13 protein-coding genes are annotated in these 16628 nt (G+C 53.1%); 8 read left to right on the top strand and 5 right to left on the bottom strand.

The genetic code is table 11. From position 1 onward, the window contains the following. Positions 1–104: 104 nt before the first annotated feature. The 4 genes from ACX93W_RS09585 to ACX93W_RS09570 all read right to left on the bottom strand — a co-directional run bounded on the left by ACX93W_RS09585 (position 105) and on the right by ACX93W_RS09570 (position 3291). Positions 105–308 (bottom strand): hypothetical protein, encoded by a 204-nt coding sequence (locus ACX93W_RS09585; protein ID WP_459392142.1) that lies wholly within the window; start codon positions 306–308, stop codon positions 105–107. A 336-nt stretch (positions 309–644) separates the two neighbouring features. Then, the gene (locus tag ACX93W_RS09580; RefSeq protein ID WP_459392141.1) at positions 645–1202 is read right to left on the bottom strand and encodes a PadR family transcriptional regulator; all 558 of its coding nucleotides are present in this window, start codon (positions 1200–1202) and stop codon (positions 645–647) included. Positions 1203–1643: 441 nt separating this feature from the next. After that, positions 1644–2552, bottom strand: coding sequence for a haloalkane dehalogenase (locus ACX93W_RS09575; protein WP_459392140.1), 909 nt, complete (start codon positions 2550–2552; stop codon positions 1644–1646). Between the two features lie 79 nt (positions 2553–2631). Then, positions 2632–3291 carry a NeuD/PglB/VioB family sugar acetyltransferase gene (locus ACX93W_RS09570; RefSeq protein WP_459392139.1) on the bottom strand — a complete coding sequence of 220 codons (660 nt, stop codon included), beginning with the start codon at positions 3289–3291 and terminating at the stop codon, positions 2632–2634. A gap of 1240 nt (positions 3292–4531) precedes the next feature. On the opposite strand from ACX93W_RS09570, the gene ACX93W_RS09565 reads away from it, so the two are divergent. From ACX93W_RS09565 to ACX93W_RS09530, 8 genes are all read left to right on the top strand, one after another. Beyond that, complete coding sequence (locus ACX93W_RS09565; RefSeq protein WP_459392138.1) at positions 4532–5740, top strand: nucleotidyltransferase domain-containing protein; 1209 nt, start codon at positions 4532–4534, stop codon at positions 5738–5740. Positions 5741–5755: 15 nt separating this feature from the next. Next, complete coding sequence (locus ACX93W_RS09560) at positions 5756–6973, top strand: glycosyltransferase (protein ID WP_459392137.1); 1218 nt, start codon at positions 5756–5758, stop codon at positions 6971–6973. Then, on the top strand, positions 6970–8040 hold the full coding sequence (locus ACX93W_RS09555) for a glycosyltransferase family 2 protein (RefSeq protein WP_459392136.1): 1071 nt from the start codon (positions 6970–6972) through the stop codon (positions 8038–8040). Before ACX93W_RS09560 ends, ACX93W_RS09555 begins: the two co-directional genes overlap by 4 nt. Next, positions 8015–9178 carry a polysaccharide pyruvyl transferase family protein gene (locus ACX93W_RS09550; protein WP_459392135.1) on the top strand — a complete coding sequence of 388 codons (1164 nt, stop codon included), beginning with the start codon at positions 8015–8017 and terminating at the stop codon, positions 9176–9178. The genes ACX93W_RS09555 and ACX93W_RS09550 overlap by 26 nt, the downstream gene beginning before the upstream one ends. After that, positions 9171–10406 carry a glycosyltransferase gene (locus ACX93W_RS09545; RefSeq protein WP_459392134.1) on the top strand — a complete coding sequence of 412 codons (1236 nt, stop codon included), beginning with the start codon at positions 9171–9173 and terminating at the stop codon, positions 10404–10406. Before ACX93W_RS09550 ends, ACX93W_RS09545 begins: the two co-directional genes overlap by 8 nt. Beyond that, positions 10403–11593, top strand: coding sequence for a glycosyltransferase (locus tag ACX93W_RS09540; protein ID WP_459392133.1), 1191 nt, complete (start codon positions 10403–10405; stop codon positions 11591–11593). The genes ACX93W_RS09545 and ACX93W_RS09540 overlap by 4 nt, the downstream gene beginning before the upstream one ends. 102 nt (positions 11594–11695) lie before the next feature. Next, positions 11696–12919: a glycoside hydrolase family 88 protein gene (locus tag ACX93W_RS09535; RefSeq protein WP_459392132.1), complete on the top strand. Its 1224-nt coding sequence runs from the start codon at positions 11696–11698 to the stop codon at positions 12917–12919. Next, positions 12894–13460, top strand: a complete 567-nt coding sequence (locus ACX93W_RS09530) for an acyltransferase (RefSeq protein WP_459392131.1) — start codon at positions 12894–12896, stop codon at positions 13458–13460. Before ACX93W_RS09535 ends, ACX93W_RS09530 begins: the two co-directional genes overlap by 26 nt. 39 nt (positions 13461–13499) lie before the next feature. Here the strand turns inward: ACX93W_RS09530 and ACX93W_RS09525 are convergent, their stop codons facing one another. Then, positions 13500–16493, bottom strand: coding sequence for a right-handed parallel beta-helix repeat-containing protein (locus ACX93W_RS09525; RefSeq protein WP_459392130.1), 2994 nt, complete (start codon positions 16491–16493; stop codon positions 13500–13502). Between the last annotated feature and the right edge of the window lie 135 nt (positions 16494–16628).

Below are 16628 nucleotides of genomic sequence, written 5' to 3'. Positions count from 1 at the left end.
AATCAAATAGTCAAGTTTGACTATTTGGACGGAATAGGCATGCAGCTATCTGTTTGGAATACACGCTGAGATGCTTTTCTGCATCTCGGCATGGTATGCGCTGTTTATGCCTGGCTCCAAAAGCCGGCTGCATAATCGGCGAATCTAATCGGAGCTATGCCAGTGACGGCTTTGACATCGACGCTTACGTAATCCTCCGAGCCGTCTGCAATTAATTGGTCGGCCCGCGCCAGCATGGCAGCGAAATCATTTGGCACACCGGAGTCGACGTGGAACTCTAATATGCCGGTTGGAGGCACAAGGTACATTCGCTCTATGCCTTGCAGGACGGCAGCGTGTGTCGAAGGGTCAAACCAGTCGAATCGCACAGTAGTTAGGGGATTGCCGTCACCTCGCGCATATTGAGGAAGTTTTGAAGTCGATGCTGGCGCAAATCATCCCTCAAACTGAAGTAGCCTTCACCATGTATGCATTATTAGGGGCTACCCGTGCTGATTTGGTGCAATACCTTAGTGCCCATGAGGAAATGTCCGATGAGGAAATCCGAAACGGGGTTGACGCTTTCATGCGCCGTTTACTAAGGCTTGACTCGGGACGGTGCTGCTCTTACCATCATTGCCGCTGGGGCTGTGCTGTCGTGACCATCATTGTCGCTGGGACTGTGCTGCCGACAGCCACTGGGGAAGCTGCTCTTGCAGGTGACGCAGCAGCTCCAGATCGGTGTGAATGTGCTGCTTGCCGTTGTTGAATAATGCTTTAACAAAACCGGGCATATTGGTTTGCTCTGTTTTGATGCTCTCTCCGGTGTCCCAGTCGGCAAGCTTGTTCTCCAGAGCAGAGATTTGGTTTGCAATTGCCTCCAGCACATTCTCCAAAGGCAGCTCATCTACAAAAGACAAGGCTGTATATAGCGTCGTAGGGAGAGATAGCTCCGAAAGGCTCCAAGCTTCCTTCAGAAGGTTATGGAATTCTTCCACGCCGGCTTCTGTTATTTCATAGACTGCTTTGGTGCGGTGTCCCGTGGATTCATGGGCCCTTACCTGGACAAATCCTTCCTTTTGCATCTGTTTAAGCGCATAGTAGATAGAGCCTGGAAGAATGTCTGCCCATTGATCCGCTTTGCTTTGCTGGAGCGCTTGCTGCATTTCATAGCCATGCATCGGTTTCCTTTTCAGAAGACCAAGCACCATTAAACGAGCCATACGGACTCTACCTCCAATAATCAAACTTGACTATTTAAACTTGATTATATTCTGACCGAAATTATTGCCGCTGTCAATACATGAAGCGCAGGGTAAACCAACAAGCAACAACCAACAACCAACAACCAACAACCAACAACCAATCAAGCTCAGCCAGCCTTCAGGATAAAAGCTAACAATCTAATAACCTAAAAATCTAACCAAGCCTCAAACCTCAAACCTCAAGCCTCAAACCTCAAAGCTCAAACCTCAAACCTCAAACCTCAAACCTCAAACCTCAAACCTCAAACCTCAAAGCTCAAAGCTCAAACCTCAAAGCCCAAAGCCCAAAGCCCAAAGCCCAAAGCCCAAAGCCCAAAGCACAGATCAATAACCTAAAGCTCTAAGCCTAAAAGCCGTCATCAAGCGTGACGGCTTCAGTGTCAATCTATTCGATTTTGCCTATTGGCTGATTTCATGCAGCCAACGCTGTAGCTCGCGGCCAATTGCATGAGGGTTTTCTTCTGTTAAATAATGAAATCCGCTGCCGATATCGAAAAGGGTCAAATTTTGCAGATGCTCCCTACACCAATTGGGCTGGGGTTCCCGCACCGTGCAGCCGGGTGAGGCATATAATAACAGCTTTGGTATCGGGGATGTTGTGAGCCAGGCATTTCGCAACTTTACAGCATCCACCACTTCAGCCGGATGACCTTCGATTGGTATTTGATTCGGAAATACCCACATCGGTTTGCGGCTTTCCACATTGCGGAAAGGCTCCCGATAGTGTTCATGCTCGTCCTGAGAAATTGGACGGTTAATGATTGTTGAGGTCATCCCCTCAATAAACGGGCTGTTATCTCGCATAAATGACCAACCTTCTTCTGGATCCCGCAATTTTTGAAAGAGGGAAGCAGCCTCAGGCGGAGAGAAATCGGTCCATGCAGCATTGGGATACAGAGCTTGCGGTTCCAGCATTGCGATCCCTTTGATTTTGTCCGGATGGTTCATGGCATAATGCATTCCGATAGCAGCTCCCCAGTCATGTCCAACAAGCGTAATATTGGCCAGCTCCAACTGGTTGAGAAATTGAGTTACATAATCAACATGCTCCAAAAACGTATAGTCGATGTTTGGCTTGTCGGAGCGGCCCATGCCAATCAAATCAACCGCAATGCAGCTGTTTTGCTCCTGTACATATGGAATGATGTTGCGGAATGTATAGGACCAAGTGGGGTTGCCGTGAAGAAAAACGATGGGGTCGCCGTCACTTCCTTGACGGATGTAATGTAACTGATGGCCGTTAACCTTCATATAACGCGATTGGAATGGAAACGCAGTGCCAATGGTTTCGTTTTTTGCAACGGACATCCTGCAAGCAGCTCCTTTTATTGAGTTTCGTTATATACCAAAATTTCAAAAAATACTGGACGAGGCAAGCTCCGTTTGTCTACAGATACCGTTCGCCAGCCAGCCGTTCCCGTACAGGGCGCGCAGGTGTCCCATATGCGACAATATGGGGGAGGATATCGCCCAGCACCGTAGCACCGGCGCCGATGACGCAATGTTCCCCGATTGATACGGAGTGGGCAAGGGTAGCCCCAATTGCGATTGCGGTATAGTCGCCAATCGTTACTCCACCGCCGGTAACTGCTTTTGGGGCAAAGCTGGTGAAATTGCCGGCGTTGCTGTCATGATCCAGGGATGTCAAGGGGTACATGATGACATGTTCTCCAACAGTGGAGTCGCTGCCTACTGCCGCTCCAGCCATGATGACGGAGCCATCGCCAATTACGGAGCCTCTGGCAAGCTGGGCGGAAGGGTGTATCGCTTTAACAAATGGAATCTCTGGCGCGATTGCCCCTATTTTGCCCGACAGAACCGCACGTATCCAGTTGTCGCCTATCGCTACTATAATGCCGTCCAATTCCTCGGCGTGACTTCTCAGCCACTCCAGACCTCCCAATATTTCATAGCCATAACACTGACTGCCTGGTTGCCTGTTATCATCCAGTAATCCCCGAATCCGATAAACACCTTGCTTTTCCACAGTGTCAGCTACGGCTTTAGCATGTCCGCCAGCTCCGTAAAGGACGATCGTTTTGACCATTGAATGATTCCTCCGCAAGTTAAACATCAACTTTTCCCCATTATAGCGAAAATAAGGCTGGCTTGAACAGAAGGGAGTTTTTCTGAAACGGTTGAACAGCAAGGAGTTATTCAGAAACATTTGAAAAGACGAGCGAACTGAACGTTTGAACAGAAGTGTGAACTGAACGTTTGAAAAGGAGAGCGTTCTGCCGAAAGACGTACGTATTGTTCAACCGGAATGTTGTCTAGCAAACACTAATTGTTGTCTACCAACAAAAAATGTTCTGTAAACAAACTCTAATTGTTGTCTACCAAACTCTAATTGTTGTCTACCAAACTCTAATTGTTGTCTACCAAACTCTAATTGTTGTCTACCAAACTCTAATTGCTGTCTAGCGCTGTCAAGCTTCTGCCCGCTAGCAGTTCCCAGCAAGCGGTGGGGAGGAACGGAACACGTGTCACCACAGGACGGAACACGTGTCACCACACGCATGCGCTAGAGCCAACTTATCGTCTACCTATAATTCTAACGGTCATATTTGTCCATAAGAGCATCAAATGTTTGGATTTGCGATATTTAACGGTCAATTATGACCATTAGACGAAAAAAAGTGGAGAAAATCAGGTGAAAATGTGATCTAACGGTCACAAATGTCCATAAGAAATTGAAATTTTTCATTTTCGGGGCTCTAATGGTCATAGATGTCCATAACAGGTGGACCATACATAAAAGCGGGATGACCATAGGTAGCAGAACGTCCCGTGGGAGTGAGATGACTATAGGTGGCGGACACTCCCTCAGAGCGGGATGACCATAGGTAGCGGGACATCCTGTGAGAGCGAGATGATCATTAGATGGCGTGACGTCCCATAGAAGCGGGATGATCATTAGATGGCGTGACGTCGCCTCAGAGCGAGATGTCCATAGGTGGAGGGAGGCCCAATAGAGGAGGTGAGATGTCCATAGGTGGAGGGAGGCCCAATAGAGGAGGTGAGATGACCATAGTTGGCGGGAAATCCCACATGAGTGAGATGTCCATAGGTGGAGTGACGCCCCATAGGGCGAGATCGTGTTTTACTGTCTCCCGTCGAAGGCGCTTCGAGTCGTTTGCAAACTAAACGTACCCGTCACAAATTAGTTTACAGTCATTGACAGAACAAAAAAGGGATGATAATCTTTACTTGTGTTCTTTTTAAAGAACAAAATGTTCTATGACGAGAATGCATGAGCTTGCGCTAAGCATGTGAAGGAGATATCCATGAGAAAAGAAGTTGAAGAGCTTGTTGAAGAGTTTTCGCAAGAGCTGCGGCTGCTGCTTGCTTTTTTGGAGATGGAGGATGAGGCGGAGCTGACCTTCGAGCATTGGGAACTGCTGCAGGAGGTGAACTGGCATGAGTTTATTGATCTGGCCAGGCATCACCGCGTATTCCCCACGATCAGCCAAAGGCTGCAAAACAGGAAGCCGCCGTACGTTCCGGAGTTTGTCACAAGCCTTTTTCAACGGGATTATTATCGAAATACACTGTCCATGCTTGCCCTGAGCGGCGAAATGGAGCAATTGGCCAATCACTTCTCCAGCGAGGGCATTAAGGCGCTGTTTCTGAAAGGGCCCGTTATTGCGGCCGATCTCTACGGCGACGTATCGCTTAGAACCTCATGCGATCTGGATGTGCTGGTGGAGCTGGAGCAGGTGAAGGCCGTGGAGAAGCTGCTGCTGGATGGGGGCTACGAAAAAGACGAATATATAGAAACCTTACTGAATGACTGGACATGGCGCCATCATCATTATGTTTATCATCATCCCAAAAAGGAAATCAAGGTGGAGGTCCACTGGAGGCTGAATCCTTTTCCTTCCAAGGAGCCAAAATTTCGGGAGCTGTGGGAGAGGCGGAGGCAAAGCGCCCTGATCAATCGCCCCATCTATTATTTGGGACGGGAAGACCTGTTCCTGTTCTTGGTATCGCATGGGGCTCGTCATGGCTGGGCGAGGTTGCGCTGGCTGCTGGACATCAAGCAGCTGACGGCCCAAAAGCTGGATTGGGCCGCGCTTTCGGCGCTTCTGCGGAAGCATCAGCTTACAGCTGTCGGAGGACAAGCCCTTTGTCTGGCCTCCAGGCTGATCGGCGCGCCGCTGCGGGAGGAAATGAAGCCGCTGCTGCAAACCCGCAGGGCGGAGTGGCTGGCGGAGGATGCATTATTTTATATCCGCCGGAAGGTCAATCTGCACTCGCCGCCCGTCCCTCTCGATGTGGAGCGCTATCACAAAAAATATCTGTTTGCCCTCATGCCGCTAGGCCAACGCCTGAAGTTCATCGCAAGCATGCTTCATCCTTATCCGGAGGATGCCCGGACGCTTCCGCTTCCGAAGCGGCTGCACCTCCTGTATTTTCCGCTGAGGCCGTTTTTGCTGGTGTGGCGGAGAATGAAAAAGCTGTCGCACTGGGGCGGCTCCCAAATGAGCAAATGAGGAGAGTTGTTGGTCATGAAAAAGATATTGATCGCATCCTGCGATATGGGCATCGGAGGCGTCGAGCGCAGCCTCGCGGGGATGCTGGAGCAATTCAGTTATGACGAATACAAGGTGGATCTCATGCTGTATAGCCAAAGCGGCGAATTTATGGAGCTGCTGCATGAGGATATCTCCCTCCTGGACGAGATGGCGGAGTACAAGACGTTTCGTTCCTCGATTGCCGATACGTTCCGCGCCCGTCAAATCGGCATCGGCATTACTCGTCTTGTCTCCAAAGCGAGAACGGCGCTGGAAACGAGACTGCGCAAGCTGGAGGAGCCGGGGTATTATCAGCAGCAGCTGATGTGGCGATACGCGCTGCCCTTGCTGCCCAAGCTGGAGCAGCGGTACGACGCGGCCATCAGCTTCCTGTGGCCGCATTATTTTGTGGCGGACAAAGTGGCGGCGGATATCAAAATCGCCTGGATTCATACCGATTATTCCACGATTGCCACCAACCATGCGATGGACATGAAAATGTGGAGCAAATTCGATCACATCATTGCCGTGTCGGACGCCTGCAAAAGCTCCTTTATTAGCCGGTACAAGGAATTAAAGGACAAAGTATCCGTCATTGAAAATATTATCTCGCCCCCGGCGGTTTCCATGCTGGCAGACAGCGGCGAGGTGGACAACCCCATGACCCGGGATCGCAGGTTCAAGCTGTTGACCGTCGCCAGACTGTCCTATCAGAAGGGCATCGACCAGGCGATCAAGGCTTTTAAAATGCTGAGGGATTTGGGCTACCGGGACATGGCTTGGTACGTGGTTGGTTACGGCGGAGAGGAAGCTGCGCTGCGGGAACAGATTGCGGAGCATGAGCTGGAGGACAGCTTTGTGCTGCTGGGCAAGCAGACGAATCCGTATCCCTTCGTCAAGTCATGCGATCTGTATGTGCAGCCGTCGCGGTACGAGGGCAAAGCGATTACGGTTACGGAGGCCAAAATATTGGGCAAGCCGGTTGTCATTACGGGATACCCCACGGCCGCCAGCCAGGTGACCAACTTTATCGACGGCTACATTACGGAGCAGTCGGTGGAAGGAATAGCCGCCGGAATCGAGCGGCTGCATCAGGACAAGGAGCTGCGCGAACGCCTTGCCCGCAATTGCGCGGGTATGGATTATGGCAACGCCTATGAGCTTCAGAAGCTGTATAGTCTGTTTCAGGGCGATAGGAGAGGGTCGGCGTGACGGTGAAGGTCAGCGTTGTCATACCGGTGTATAATGCGGAATCCTTTTTGCCCCGGTGCATTTCGTCGCTTGTGAACCAGACCTTGAAGGATTGCGAGTTTATTTTTGTAAACGACGGCTCCCGAGATGGAAGCAAAGCCGTAATTGAGCGATTCGGCTGCTGCGACAAACGCATCAGGGTGATTAGCCAGCACAATGGCGGCGTCAGCCATGCCCGCAACACTGGCATCCGGCATGCGCGCGGCGAATACGTCGGATTTGTCGACGTGGACGACTACGTCGCCTTCGATATGTTTTACAACCTGTACAAAGCTGCGGTGGAGGAGGACTGCGACATGGTTGCGTCCAATTTCCAGGTCCGCCAGGACGGGGCGCTTATTATGGCAAAATATCCTTTTCCGCCTAATAAAAAGTTGTCCCGAACCTACATCCGCGAGCAAGTGCTGCCCTATATGCTGGCAAACGACGATTTCAATACCGCCTGCACGAAGCTGTACCGGAGAGAAGTGCTGGCAAGCAGGGGCATCGTTTTTCCGGAAGGCGTCAAGCTGGGGGAAGACGGCATGTTCAATATGGCGTTTCTGTCCGTGGCGGAGTCCATGCGGTATCTCAATTATGCCGGCTATCATTACTGCGAGGTTGAAGGAAGCGCTACGCGGAATGCGGCCAAAACCGATTATTACCAGCGAGTGCTGGAGGTGTACCAGGCGGAGCCTCCTTCGGTCTATCTTGAGGTTATGGCTCCCCGCGATATCTCCCGCCTGAAATCCATCAAGCTGATAAGCAGCGTGCTGGACAATATTCATATTTATATGAACGAAACAAGTCTGCCGCTTAGTTCAAGGCTTCGTTACATAAAGGGAATGATTGCCCATCAGGCGGTGCGCGAATCGCTGCCGTTTTACCGGGAGGAAAAAAAGAACGCCTTGGGATCTTATCACAAGCTGCTGCTGTACCTGCTGCGGCGGAGGTCGCCGCTTGGCATTTATGTATTAACGGGGTACAGCCGATACAGAAACCGAAATCATGGAGGGAAAACCAATGAAAATCATGATGTTTGCTCATGACGGCAGTCTGAACCGGGGATGCGAGGCAATTGTGCGCTCGTCCGCCGCGCTGCTGAAGGGCGGATTGAAGCAATCCAAAATTTATCTGGCCTCCGGCAAGCCGGAGAGCGACAAGGGCATTCCGCAGCTGGACGGCGTGTACGACGGGGCGGCGTTGCCGATTCGCAAGTATTCCGCGGACTGGTGGATTTCCTCCATGCGGGTCAAGTGGTTCAGGGACGAATCCTATGCGCTGGGACGGATTCATCGCAATATCATTAACCGGATCGGCGATATGGATGTCCTCTTATCCATCGGCGGAGACAATTATTGCTACGGCGAGCAGCCGGGCTGGTATGAAATCGACAAGCGGATCAAGGAGAAGGGGAAAAAGCTCGTGCTGTGGGGCTGCTCCATCGGCGAGGAGGATATGTCGCCGCGCAAGCTGGCGGATCTGAAGCTGTTCGACCTGATTTTGACCCGGGAAACGTTGACCTATGACATGCTGCGGAGCAAGGGACTTCATCAGGTCAGGCTGGTTGCCGATCCCGCTTTTACGATGGAAAAGGAAGAATTGGAATTGCCGAAGGGCTGGGCAGAGGGCAATACGGTCGGCATTAACTTCAGTCCGCTAGTGTCGCAGCGAAATGCGGGTTCGCGTGAAGCGGTGGAAGGTCTGATCCGGCATATTCTGGAGACGACGGATATGTCGATTGCGCTGACCCCGCATGTCATGGAGCACGGCAATAACGATTACGAGCTGCTGAAGGAGCTTTACGCCCAATATAGCGATACCGGCAGGGTGCTGCTGCTGCCGGATCATTGCTCCGCCGTGCAGTATAAAGGCTATATCGCCCGCATGCGGTTTTTTATCGGCGCGCGAACGCATGCCACGATCGCCGCGTATTCCAATTGCGTGCCCACCCTTGTGCTCGGTTACAGCGTAAAATCCAAAGGCATTGCCCGCGACCTGTTCGGGGAGGAAAAGCTGGTGCTGGACATTAGGGAATTGTCGGACGGGGACAAGCTGATCGGGGGGTTCCAGACGCTGCTCGCGGAGGAAGGCGAGATCAAGGAAACCTTGCGCAAGGCGCTTCCCGGCATACAAGCCAAGTCCGGGAAAGCCGTGCAATACATCAAAGAGCTGGTTTATGGCTAGGATGAATGCTGGCGCAGGGCGCAAAAAAAATCTGCTGTTTATTATTCCGGGGTTGTCGGCGGGAGGCGGCGAACGCAGCCTGATCAACCTGCTGACGGGGCTGGATTATTCAAGGTACAACGTGGATCTGCAACTGCTGAGCCATGATGGCTTGTTTATGGATTTGATACCGGAGCAGGTCCGGGTGCTTCCCATAAGGGAGCCGTTCGCCACCTTCGCCAGACCGCTTGGAGCTTCTGCCCTGGCACTGGCGAAAAAAGGGGATATGCGGCTGGCGGCCGACCGCGTGCTGTATTCCCTGCACAACCGGATTGGCAAAGGAGACGGCAAGAGGGAGCAGCGCAGCTGGCGGCATCTCTCTCGTTCGTTTGCCAGGCTGAGCGCAACCTATGATGCGGCAATCGGCTTTCTTGAAAAAACCTCGATTTATTTCTGCGTGGAAAAGGTGAACGCTACCGTCAAAATCGGCTGGGTGCATAACGACTACGATAAGCTGGAGCTTGCTCCGGCGTTTGACCGGCGTTATTTTGCGGAGCTTGATCATCTGGTGACGGTATCCCCGGAATGCGCAAACGTTCTGAAAATGCGGTTTCCGGAGCATAGCGGCAAAGTATCCGTGATCCACAATGTGGTATCGCCGGGGCTGATCAGAGGAATGGCCGTACTTGAGCGGGAGGAGTTGTACGACAGGAGCGGCGGGGAGTTCGTAATTGTTTCCATCGGACGGCTGCATGAGCAGAAAAACTTCGCGCTTGCGATCGAGGCCTGCCGCAAACTGCTGGATCGCGGTTTGAAGGTGCAGTGGCATGTCATCGGCGAAGGGCCGGAGCGGGAAAGGTTAAGCGATTTGATCGTGTCTCATGGGCTGGAGGGACGTTTTGTGCTGCTTGGGTTAAAAGCCAATCCGTACCCCTATGTGCAGCAGGCGGATCTCTACGCGCAAACCTCGTTGTTCGAAGGCAAGGCGATTGCGGTTGATGAGGCCAAAATATTGCAAAAGCCGATTGTCATCACCAATTTCAGCACGGCCATGGATCAACTGCGGCATGGGAGCGAGGGGTTAATCGCGGAAATGAACGCGGACGCTGTTGCGGATGCCATTGTCCGTCTGGCAAACGACCGCGGGCTACGCCAGCGGATAACCGGCAAGCTGGCTAGTCAGCAGCTCGGAACGGAAGATGAAATCCAAAAGCTGTATACGCTGGTTGAAGGGGGCGAAGCGGGGTGAAGAAGCAGGTTCTCATTGTTATGAATCATTTGCATTGCGGCGGAGCGGAAAAAGCGTTGATTTCCCTGCTGCACAGCTTTGACTACGACAGGTACGACGTCGATTTGCTTCTGTTCAAGCGGGAAGGGCTGTTTCTCTCTCAAGTGCCGGATCAGGTAAATCTGCTGGAGCCGCCGCCGCATTATGCTTTTTTCGATATGCCCATTGCAGCTTCTGTGAAAGAATGTCTCAGGAGCGGCCTCTATCGGATCGCTGCGGCGCGTTTGGGAGCGGGCCTTCTGTTCAAGACGGATTCCCGCGTCGCAAGGCGAGAGCAAAGATTATGGAGCTACCTGCAGACGGCGCTGCCGCCGCTTCGCAAAAGCTATGACGCAGCAATCGGCTTTTTGGAGAAAACGCCGGTGTATTATTGCATCGACAAGGTTCATGCCGCCCGCAAATTGGGGTTTATCCACAATGACTATCTTCAGCTCGGCATGGAGCCTTCCTACGACCGCAAACGTTTTGCCAAGCTCCAGCATCTGGTGACGGTGTCCGAAGGCTGCGGAGATGTATTGCGGGAAACTTTTCCGGATTATGCCGAAAAGGTGCAGGTCATTCACAATATCGTCTCTCCATCCCTGATTGCCAGGCTGGCGGAAGAAGCGGTTCCGTCTCTGCGCCGCAATGCGAACGCCGCCTTGATTCTGACGGTAGGCCGTCTTCATCGCCAAAAAGGGCTGGATATGGCAATCGACGCCTGCAAGGAGCTTCGGGACCGCGGAATCGCGGTGGAGTGGCATGTCCTTGGCGAAGGAGAGGAACGGAGCGCTCTGGAGAAGCGGATAGCGCAAAAGGGGCTTCAGGATTGTTTTTTTCTGGACGGGGTGCGGGATAATCCCTATCCCTATATGCGCCAGGCCGATTTGTATGTGCAGCCGTCCCGTTATGAAGGCAAGTCGATTGCGATCGACGAGGCAAAAATAATGGGCCTTCCCATCATTACGACCCGCTATTCCACGGCTGGCGATCAGATCGCCCATATGGAGAATGGCCTGATCGTGGACATGAACGCGTCGGCGCTTGGCGAGGGCATTGCCGTCTTGCTTCAGGACAGAGGCCTTGCATCGGCGTTTTCGGCGCGTTTGTCGAGTGTTTGGCATGGCACTGAGGGAGAAGCGGAGAAGCTTTATAGTCTCATTGGATGAGACGCGGCAACGAGCGATTATGACACGACTTATCGGCTGGGATTCGGAACCGAAAGAAATCTGCCCAGTCTTGACGAGCGATGAAGGGAGAGGTGGAGCGAGGTGCTGGAAATCGGGTTTTACGTGCTTTTGGGACTTCTCGTACTTGTCCTGCTGACGTTTGCGGTTGATCTATATCCCGTGCTCAGGGATTGGACCGGCCGGATTCATATCGGGCGTTACCGGGACGCGGAGACCTGGGCAAAATCGATAAACGAGAGGGGAGCCAGATGGCTGACCCGAACGCCAACGATCAAATTGACGGATAATTCCCGGCTTGTGCTGCTGGACATGTTGTCCGGCAATTATAGCCGCAGCCAAATCCAGCAATGGCAGGAGGGAGCGCTGCTGTTAGGCTTTAGTGAATATTTGCGGCATTCCAAGGATGAAGAACTGGATAAAAAGATACTGCGTTACTTTGACGCCAAATTCAACAGCGACGGGAGCTGGAAGGAGAAGCCGCGCCATGTTGATGCGGGGCTGCTTGCGTACGGCGTCATGAAGCTGGCGGGCGACGATGCAGACCGGTTCCGTCCTGCGCTGGACGAAATCTGGGCTTTGATCGCCGATCATGTAGGAATGGACGGGACCGTTCAATACCGCAAAAGCATGCCGGATTACCGCTATGTGGACACGATTGGTTTTGTGTGTCCGTTTCTGGTTATTTATGGCCTCCGTTACGGCAAGGATGAGTGCGTGGAACTGGCCCTGCGCCAGCTGCGGCAATATGATCGGGAAGGCATGCTCGGCGACCGCTACATTCCGGGGCATGCCTACCATGTGGGGCGCGGCTTGCCTGCGGGGCTGTACGGCTGGGGGAGAGGCCTGGGCTGGTTTGCGATTGGTTTGATCGATGCCTGGAACGAACTGCCCGCCCATCACAACGCCCGAATCGAATTGGAGGGCATGATCGCGGGGTTTGCCCAAACCCTGTTAAAGCTTCAGAATCCGTCCGGAAGCTGGGGATGGGCGGTGAGCCGCAGCGAATCCAGGCAGGATTCCTCCACAACGGTTATGTTGGGCTGGTTTTTGCAGCTGGCTTCCGGCATCAAGGGGCTGGAGAAGGTTTGCGGGGAAGGGGCGAGCAAGGCGGCGGCTTATCTGATGTCGGTTACGCGCCGCAACGGGGCGGTGGATTTTTCGCAGGGAGACACCAAGGATATTGGCGTATATTCCACCTTGTTTACGATATTGCCGTTTACCCAGGGGTTCAGCATTCGGCTGGCCGAGCTGGCGCGGCACAAAGAAGGTGCCGGTGAAGATGGCGGGATTAAGGAAGCTGTATAGTTTTGGAAAGTCGCGTCTTCGAAAGTGGCTGCTGGAGGAAATATGGCTTAAGGACTGCATTTCGGAAGGCATGAAGGTGGGGCAAGGGTGTTCAATTCAACCCGGCGTCGTCTTTGACTACTCTCATTGCTGGCTGATTGAAATCGGCAATTATGTAACGATTGCCCCGGAGGCTTATCTGCTTGCGCATGACGCCAGCAGCAAGCCCTATGCGGGGCATACCCGGATTGGCAAAGTGGTGATCGAGGACCATGCTTTTATCGGAGCGCGAGCCATCATTATGCCTGGCGTTACTGTGGGTAGAAACGCAATAGTGGCCGCAGGCAGCGTCGTCACCCGTTCGGTTCCGCCAGATACCGTTGTAGGCGGCAATCCGGCGAAGCCAATCGGGGAGATCAGTCATTACGGCGCAAAAATGGCTGCTATGGCCGAAGCCGCTCCCACCTACGACGAATCCTACACCCTGTCAGCCCGCTTGACGGCTGAACAAAGGGAAGAGATGCGGCGTGCTCTGTCAGGACGCGACGGTTTTGTGAAATAAAAGGCAGTCTATAACCGGGCCCGGCATCGGCATCGGGAGTTACTGAACGGTGCCATACGGCCTGAATTGGGCCAGCGTACCGACGGTTTGCCATGTAACGGCGCCGTCCTTCAGCGTTTGTTCGCCGCCGGAGATCGTGAGCGCTGCCGCACTCGCTGTCGTTCCGGCATTGGCTGCTTCAAAGACGATGTCTCCAATCGCGATTGTTGCGCCTTTGGCAACTGCCGTTGATGCCGTTCGTGCCCCAGCCGCATAGCCGGATCGCAAGCATACCCATCCCATCGGGCCGCCGGAGGCGGGGAAGGCATTGTGGTAACGGTCGCCGCGGAACCAATACCCCGCCAATGGCGGTGCCGGGCCTTCCGTTGCGGGATCGTAATCGATGTCAATGTCCTTGTCCGCTGCAGGAAGGATGATGCCGGTAAACCGGTTTCTGGCGTTTACAAACGTTTTGATTGCCCTTTTGTTGTTGGGATTGTAATAAAGCAGAGACAGCAGTCCGGAACCGGTATAGGCGATATGCGAGCGCTTGATGGCGAAGGTGTTGGTGCCCGCAACGTTAAAATTGTTGGTTTGCAGATATTGGAATGACGCATTGGAAATAGCAATGTCGCTTTGCTCTACATCGATGCTGCCAAAGCCGGTATTAAACTCCGACTGGAACAGCCAATTGATGGAATATGCCGATATTCGGCAGCGTTTCAGGAATGTGAACGGTGAATCGGCCGGCGTATTAATATTTCCGATTCTGACAATCGTGTCGGTGAGCGCGCAGTTCTCCAGGTTTACGGTTCTGCTTTTTGTGCCGAAAATATGGTTGTTGATCAGGCAAGCCGCAAATCTGGAATCCGTAATGGCTACCGTCTCCGCCTTGTTTTTTTGCTGGCGTGTTTCCACTCGGACATGAAGATTGGTCATCACGCTTTCCGAGATGCGATAAGCCCGGATATAAAGATCGCGCTGGGCGCCGACCGCTTCGAAGCTGGATCCTGTAATAATGTTGGCGGTAACGATCGGTGTTCCGCTATAGGAAGACGTCCAAATAAAGTGATTGCCTTCGCAAATCGTTTTATCGTCGTCGCGGAATGAAGTTGTATCGGAATCAATCAATGTGTTGCGGACAAAGTACGTTTCGTAGCCATTGCCGCCAAGGCCCGTATTGTTGACGGAAACGAGCGTATTGTTTTCGATAAAGGCGTGTGCGCCGGGAATGGTCGTGGTCATCAAACCAATTCCGGTACGGCAGCGATACAGATAATTGCCCGTGACGCGGGCGACATGAAGCGTATACAGATTGATGCCGATGCCGCTGAGATTGTACATATGGTTGTTTTCGACCCGAATCGACCAGCAGCCTACCAGCACCCCGTGAACCAGGTTGTAAAAAACATTGCTCCTTACGACGCAGTTATCCCCATAAGAATCCTCCTGATTGATGCCATAGCGCGTCGAATCGTTAAAAACGGGTTTGCGGTCGATCAGGCCGGTGCCGTCCCGCAGCACGTTATATTCCACTGTGTTGTAGTTTCCGCCCAACGTGATGCCGCCGCGATGAATATTGTAAATTTCATTTCGCTCAATGACGTTGTGATGCGGGGTCAGTCCGAATTTCAATGAAATTTGCATATTTTTGGTCAAAGAAGGTTCATTGCGGAAAATAAGGCGGTATCTCCGCGCGTCTTGGGGGATGGAGATTGGCGTATAGATTTTTTTGTTGTCATAGCGGCCCAGATAGGCGCCGTCGGAGGCGTAGTAGGCAACATCGACTTCTTTGATGTTGAGCGCGGTAAGTCGGGCATATCCGGCCCCGGCAATCAGGAAGCTGCCGTATCCCGCTGCGGGCAGATCCAGGAGCCGGGAGGTCACGGTGCCGTCGTTGCTTGCCACCAGCGCTCCCGTCGCGCGGTCAACATCGCCGAAGGAAAGGCCGAGGCTGAATTCCGCATAATCCTGGTAGGAGGTATTGCCGATGGAGATGCAGTCGCCCATATAGCTGCTGATGCTGCAGTTGGAGATGACGCAATGGGAAGAGCCGTTGGCGAGCTGAATGCCGTAACTCCATTCCGCGGCGGCTTCCGCCGGATTGGCAAAGCTCCGGTCGGCCTTGCAGCCGATCAGGCTCAAGTTTTTGATTCGGCTGTTGGTGACCCGCTGAAGCTTGATGGTAATGCCGTCGTCGGTGCCGGAATTTTTGCCGGGAAAGCTGTAAGGATCTGCGGGATTGCTTCTGGGGTCGAACGGCGATTTGCGATCTGAGTCATAAATGACCTTTAACGTGGAGCCGTTAAAATCCAGAGTGAAATTGCTGACGGAAATCTGGATGGAACGCGGATAACAAACCGCATATTCGCCCGGCGGCACGATAAGGCAGTTATAGCCATTGACGGCGCACCATTGTATCGCATTGTTAAAGCCTTGCACATTGGCATCGGCAGCCAGGAATGCAGCGTCGGTGTATGGCTTGGGGGGCAGTCCCGGCTTGATATTAAAGCGGTCGATATCCAGGTAATACGCTGTCAGAATGTTATCCGAATCAAACCCGCCCCCTGTTCCTGGCGGTCCCTGGGGTCCGGGCGGTCCAGTGGCGCCGGTAAAGCCCTGCAGTCCGGCAGGCCCGGTAGCGCCTGTTGCTCCTGTCGGCCCCGCTGGTCCGGCAGTTCCCGCCGCGCCAGCGGGGCCGGTTGATCCTGTGGCGCCTTGAAGGCCGGCAATCCCGGCAGGCCCGGTAGCCCCAGTGACGCCCGTCGCGCCTTTCGCGCCAGCCGGTCCAGTCGCGCCAGTGTCGCCCTTCGCGCCTATTGCTCCTGTCGGCCCCGCAGGACCGGCAGCCCCCGACGCGCCAGTGGCGCCCGTCGCCCCGGCAGGGCCAGCAGGACCTGGCGTTGCCGAGTAGCTTTCCGGCAGCATTGTTGCTTTGATTTTGCCAGTTGCGTCATCCATTATTGTATCAATAGCAGCCTGAAGAGCGATGTCATCATAGATTTTGACAAGCTGGCCGTTAATCATCATATACCCGTTTGGAATGGTTGCCATAATTCTCACCTCTCCTACTTTACACGTACTATTAGTAGAGTATGAGGCGATCGAACCCGATGTTTGGACTTGTGTCCCGAGAGGCGAGAGATGTGCTGCCGTAACAAACGCCATTTTTTCATTGACATGTTCTTT

This window comes from Paenibacillus sp. CAU 1782 (assembly GCF_054551715.1).
Note: the sequence above shows the minus strand (reverse complement) of the source record. Positions and strands in the feature narration are given on the sequence as shown.

What these genes read in the sequence shown, in the direction of transcription:
- ACX93W_RS09585 (WP_459392142.1), bottom strand. Translation starts at nt 308, where the DNA reads ATGTACCTTGTGCCTCCAACCGGCATATTAGAGTTCCACGTCGACTCC.
- ACX93W_RS09580 (WP_459392141.1), bottom strand. Translation starts at nt 1,202, where the DNA reads ATGGCTCGTTTAATGGTGCTTGGTCTTCTGAAAAGGAAACCGATGCAT.
- ACX93W_RS09575 (WP_459392140.1), bottom strand. Translation starts at nt 2,552, where the DNA reads ATGTCCGTTGCAAAAAACGAAACCATTGGCACTGCGTTTCCATTCCAA.
- ACX93W_RS09570 (WP_459392139.1), bottom strand. Translation starts at nt 3,291, where the DNA reads ATGGTCAAAACGATCGTCCTTTACGGAGCTGGCGGACATGCTAAAGCC.
- ACX93W_RS09565 (WP_459392138.1), top strand. Translation starts at nt 4,532, where the DNA reads ATGAGAAAAGAAGTTGAAGAGCTTGTTGAAGAGTTTTCGCAAGAGCTG.
- ACX93W_RS09560 (WP_459392137.1), top strand. Translation starts at nt 5,756, where the DNA reads ATGAAAAAGATATTGATCGCATCCTGCGATATGGGCATCGGAGGCGTC.
- ACX93W_RS09550 (WP_459392135.1), top strand. Translation starts at nt 8,015, where the DNA reads ATGAAAATCATGATGTTTGCTCATGACGGCAGTCTGAACCGGGGATGC.
- ACX93W_RS09545 (WP_459392134.1), top strand. Translation starts at nt 9,171, where the DNA reads ATGGCTAGGATGAATGCTGGCGCAGGGCGCAAAAAAAATCTGCTGTTT.
- ACX93W_RS09530 (WP_459392131.1), top strand. Translation starts at nt 12,894, where the DNA reads ATGGCGGGATTAAGGAAGCTGTATAGTTTTGGAAAGTCGCGTCTTCGA.
- ACX93W_RS09525 (WP_459392130.1), bottom strand. Translation starts at nt 16,493, where the DNA reads ATGGCAACCATTCCAAACGGGTATATGATGATTAACGGCCAGCTTGTC.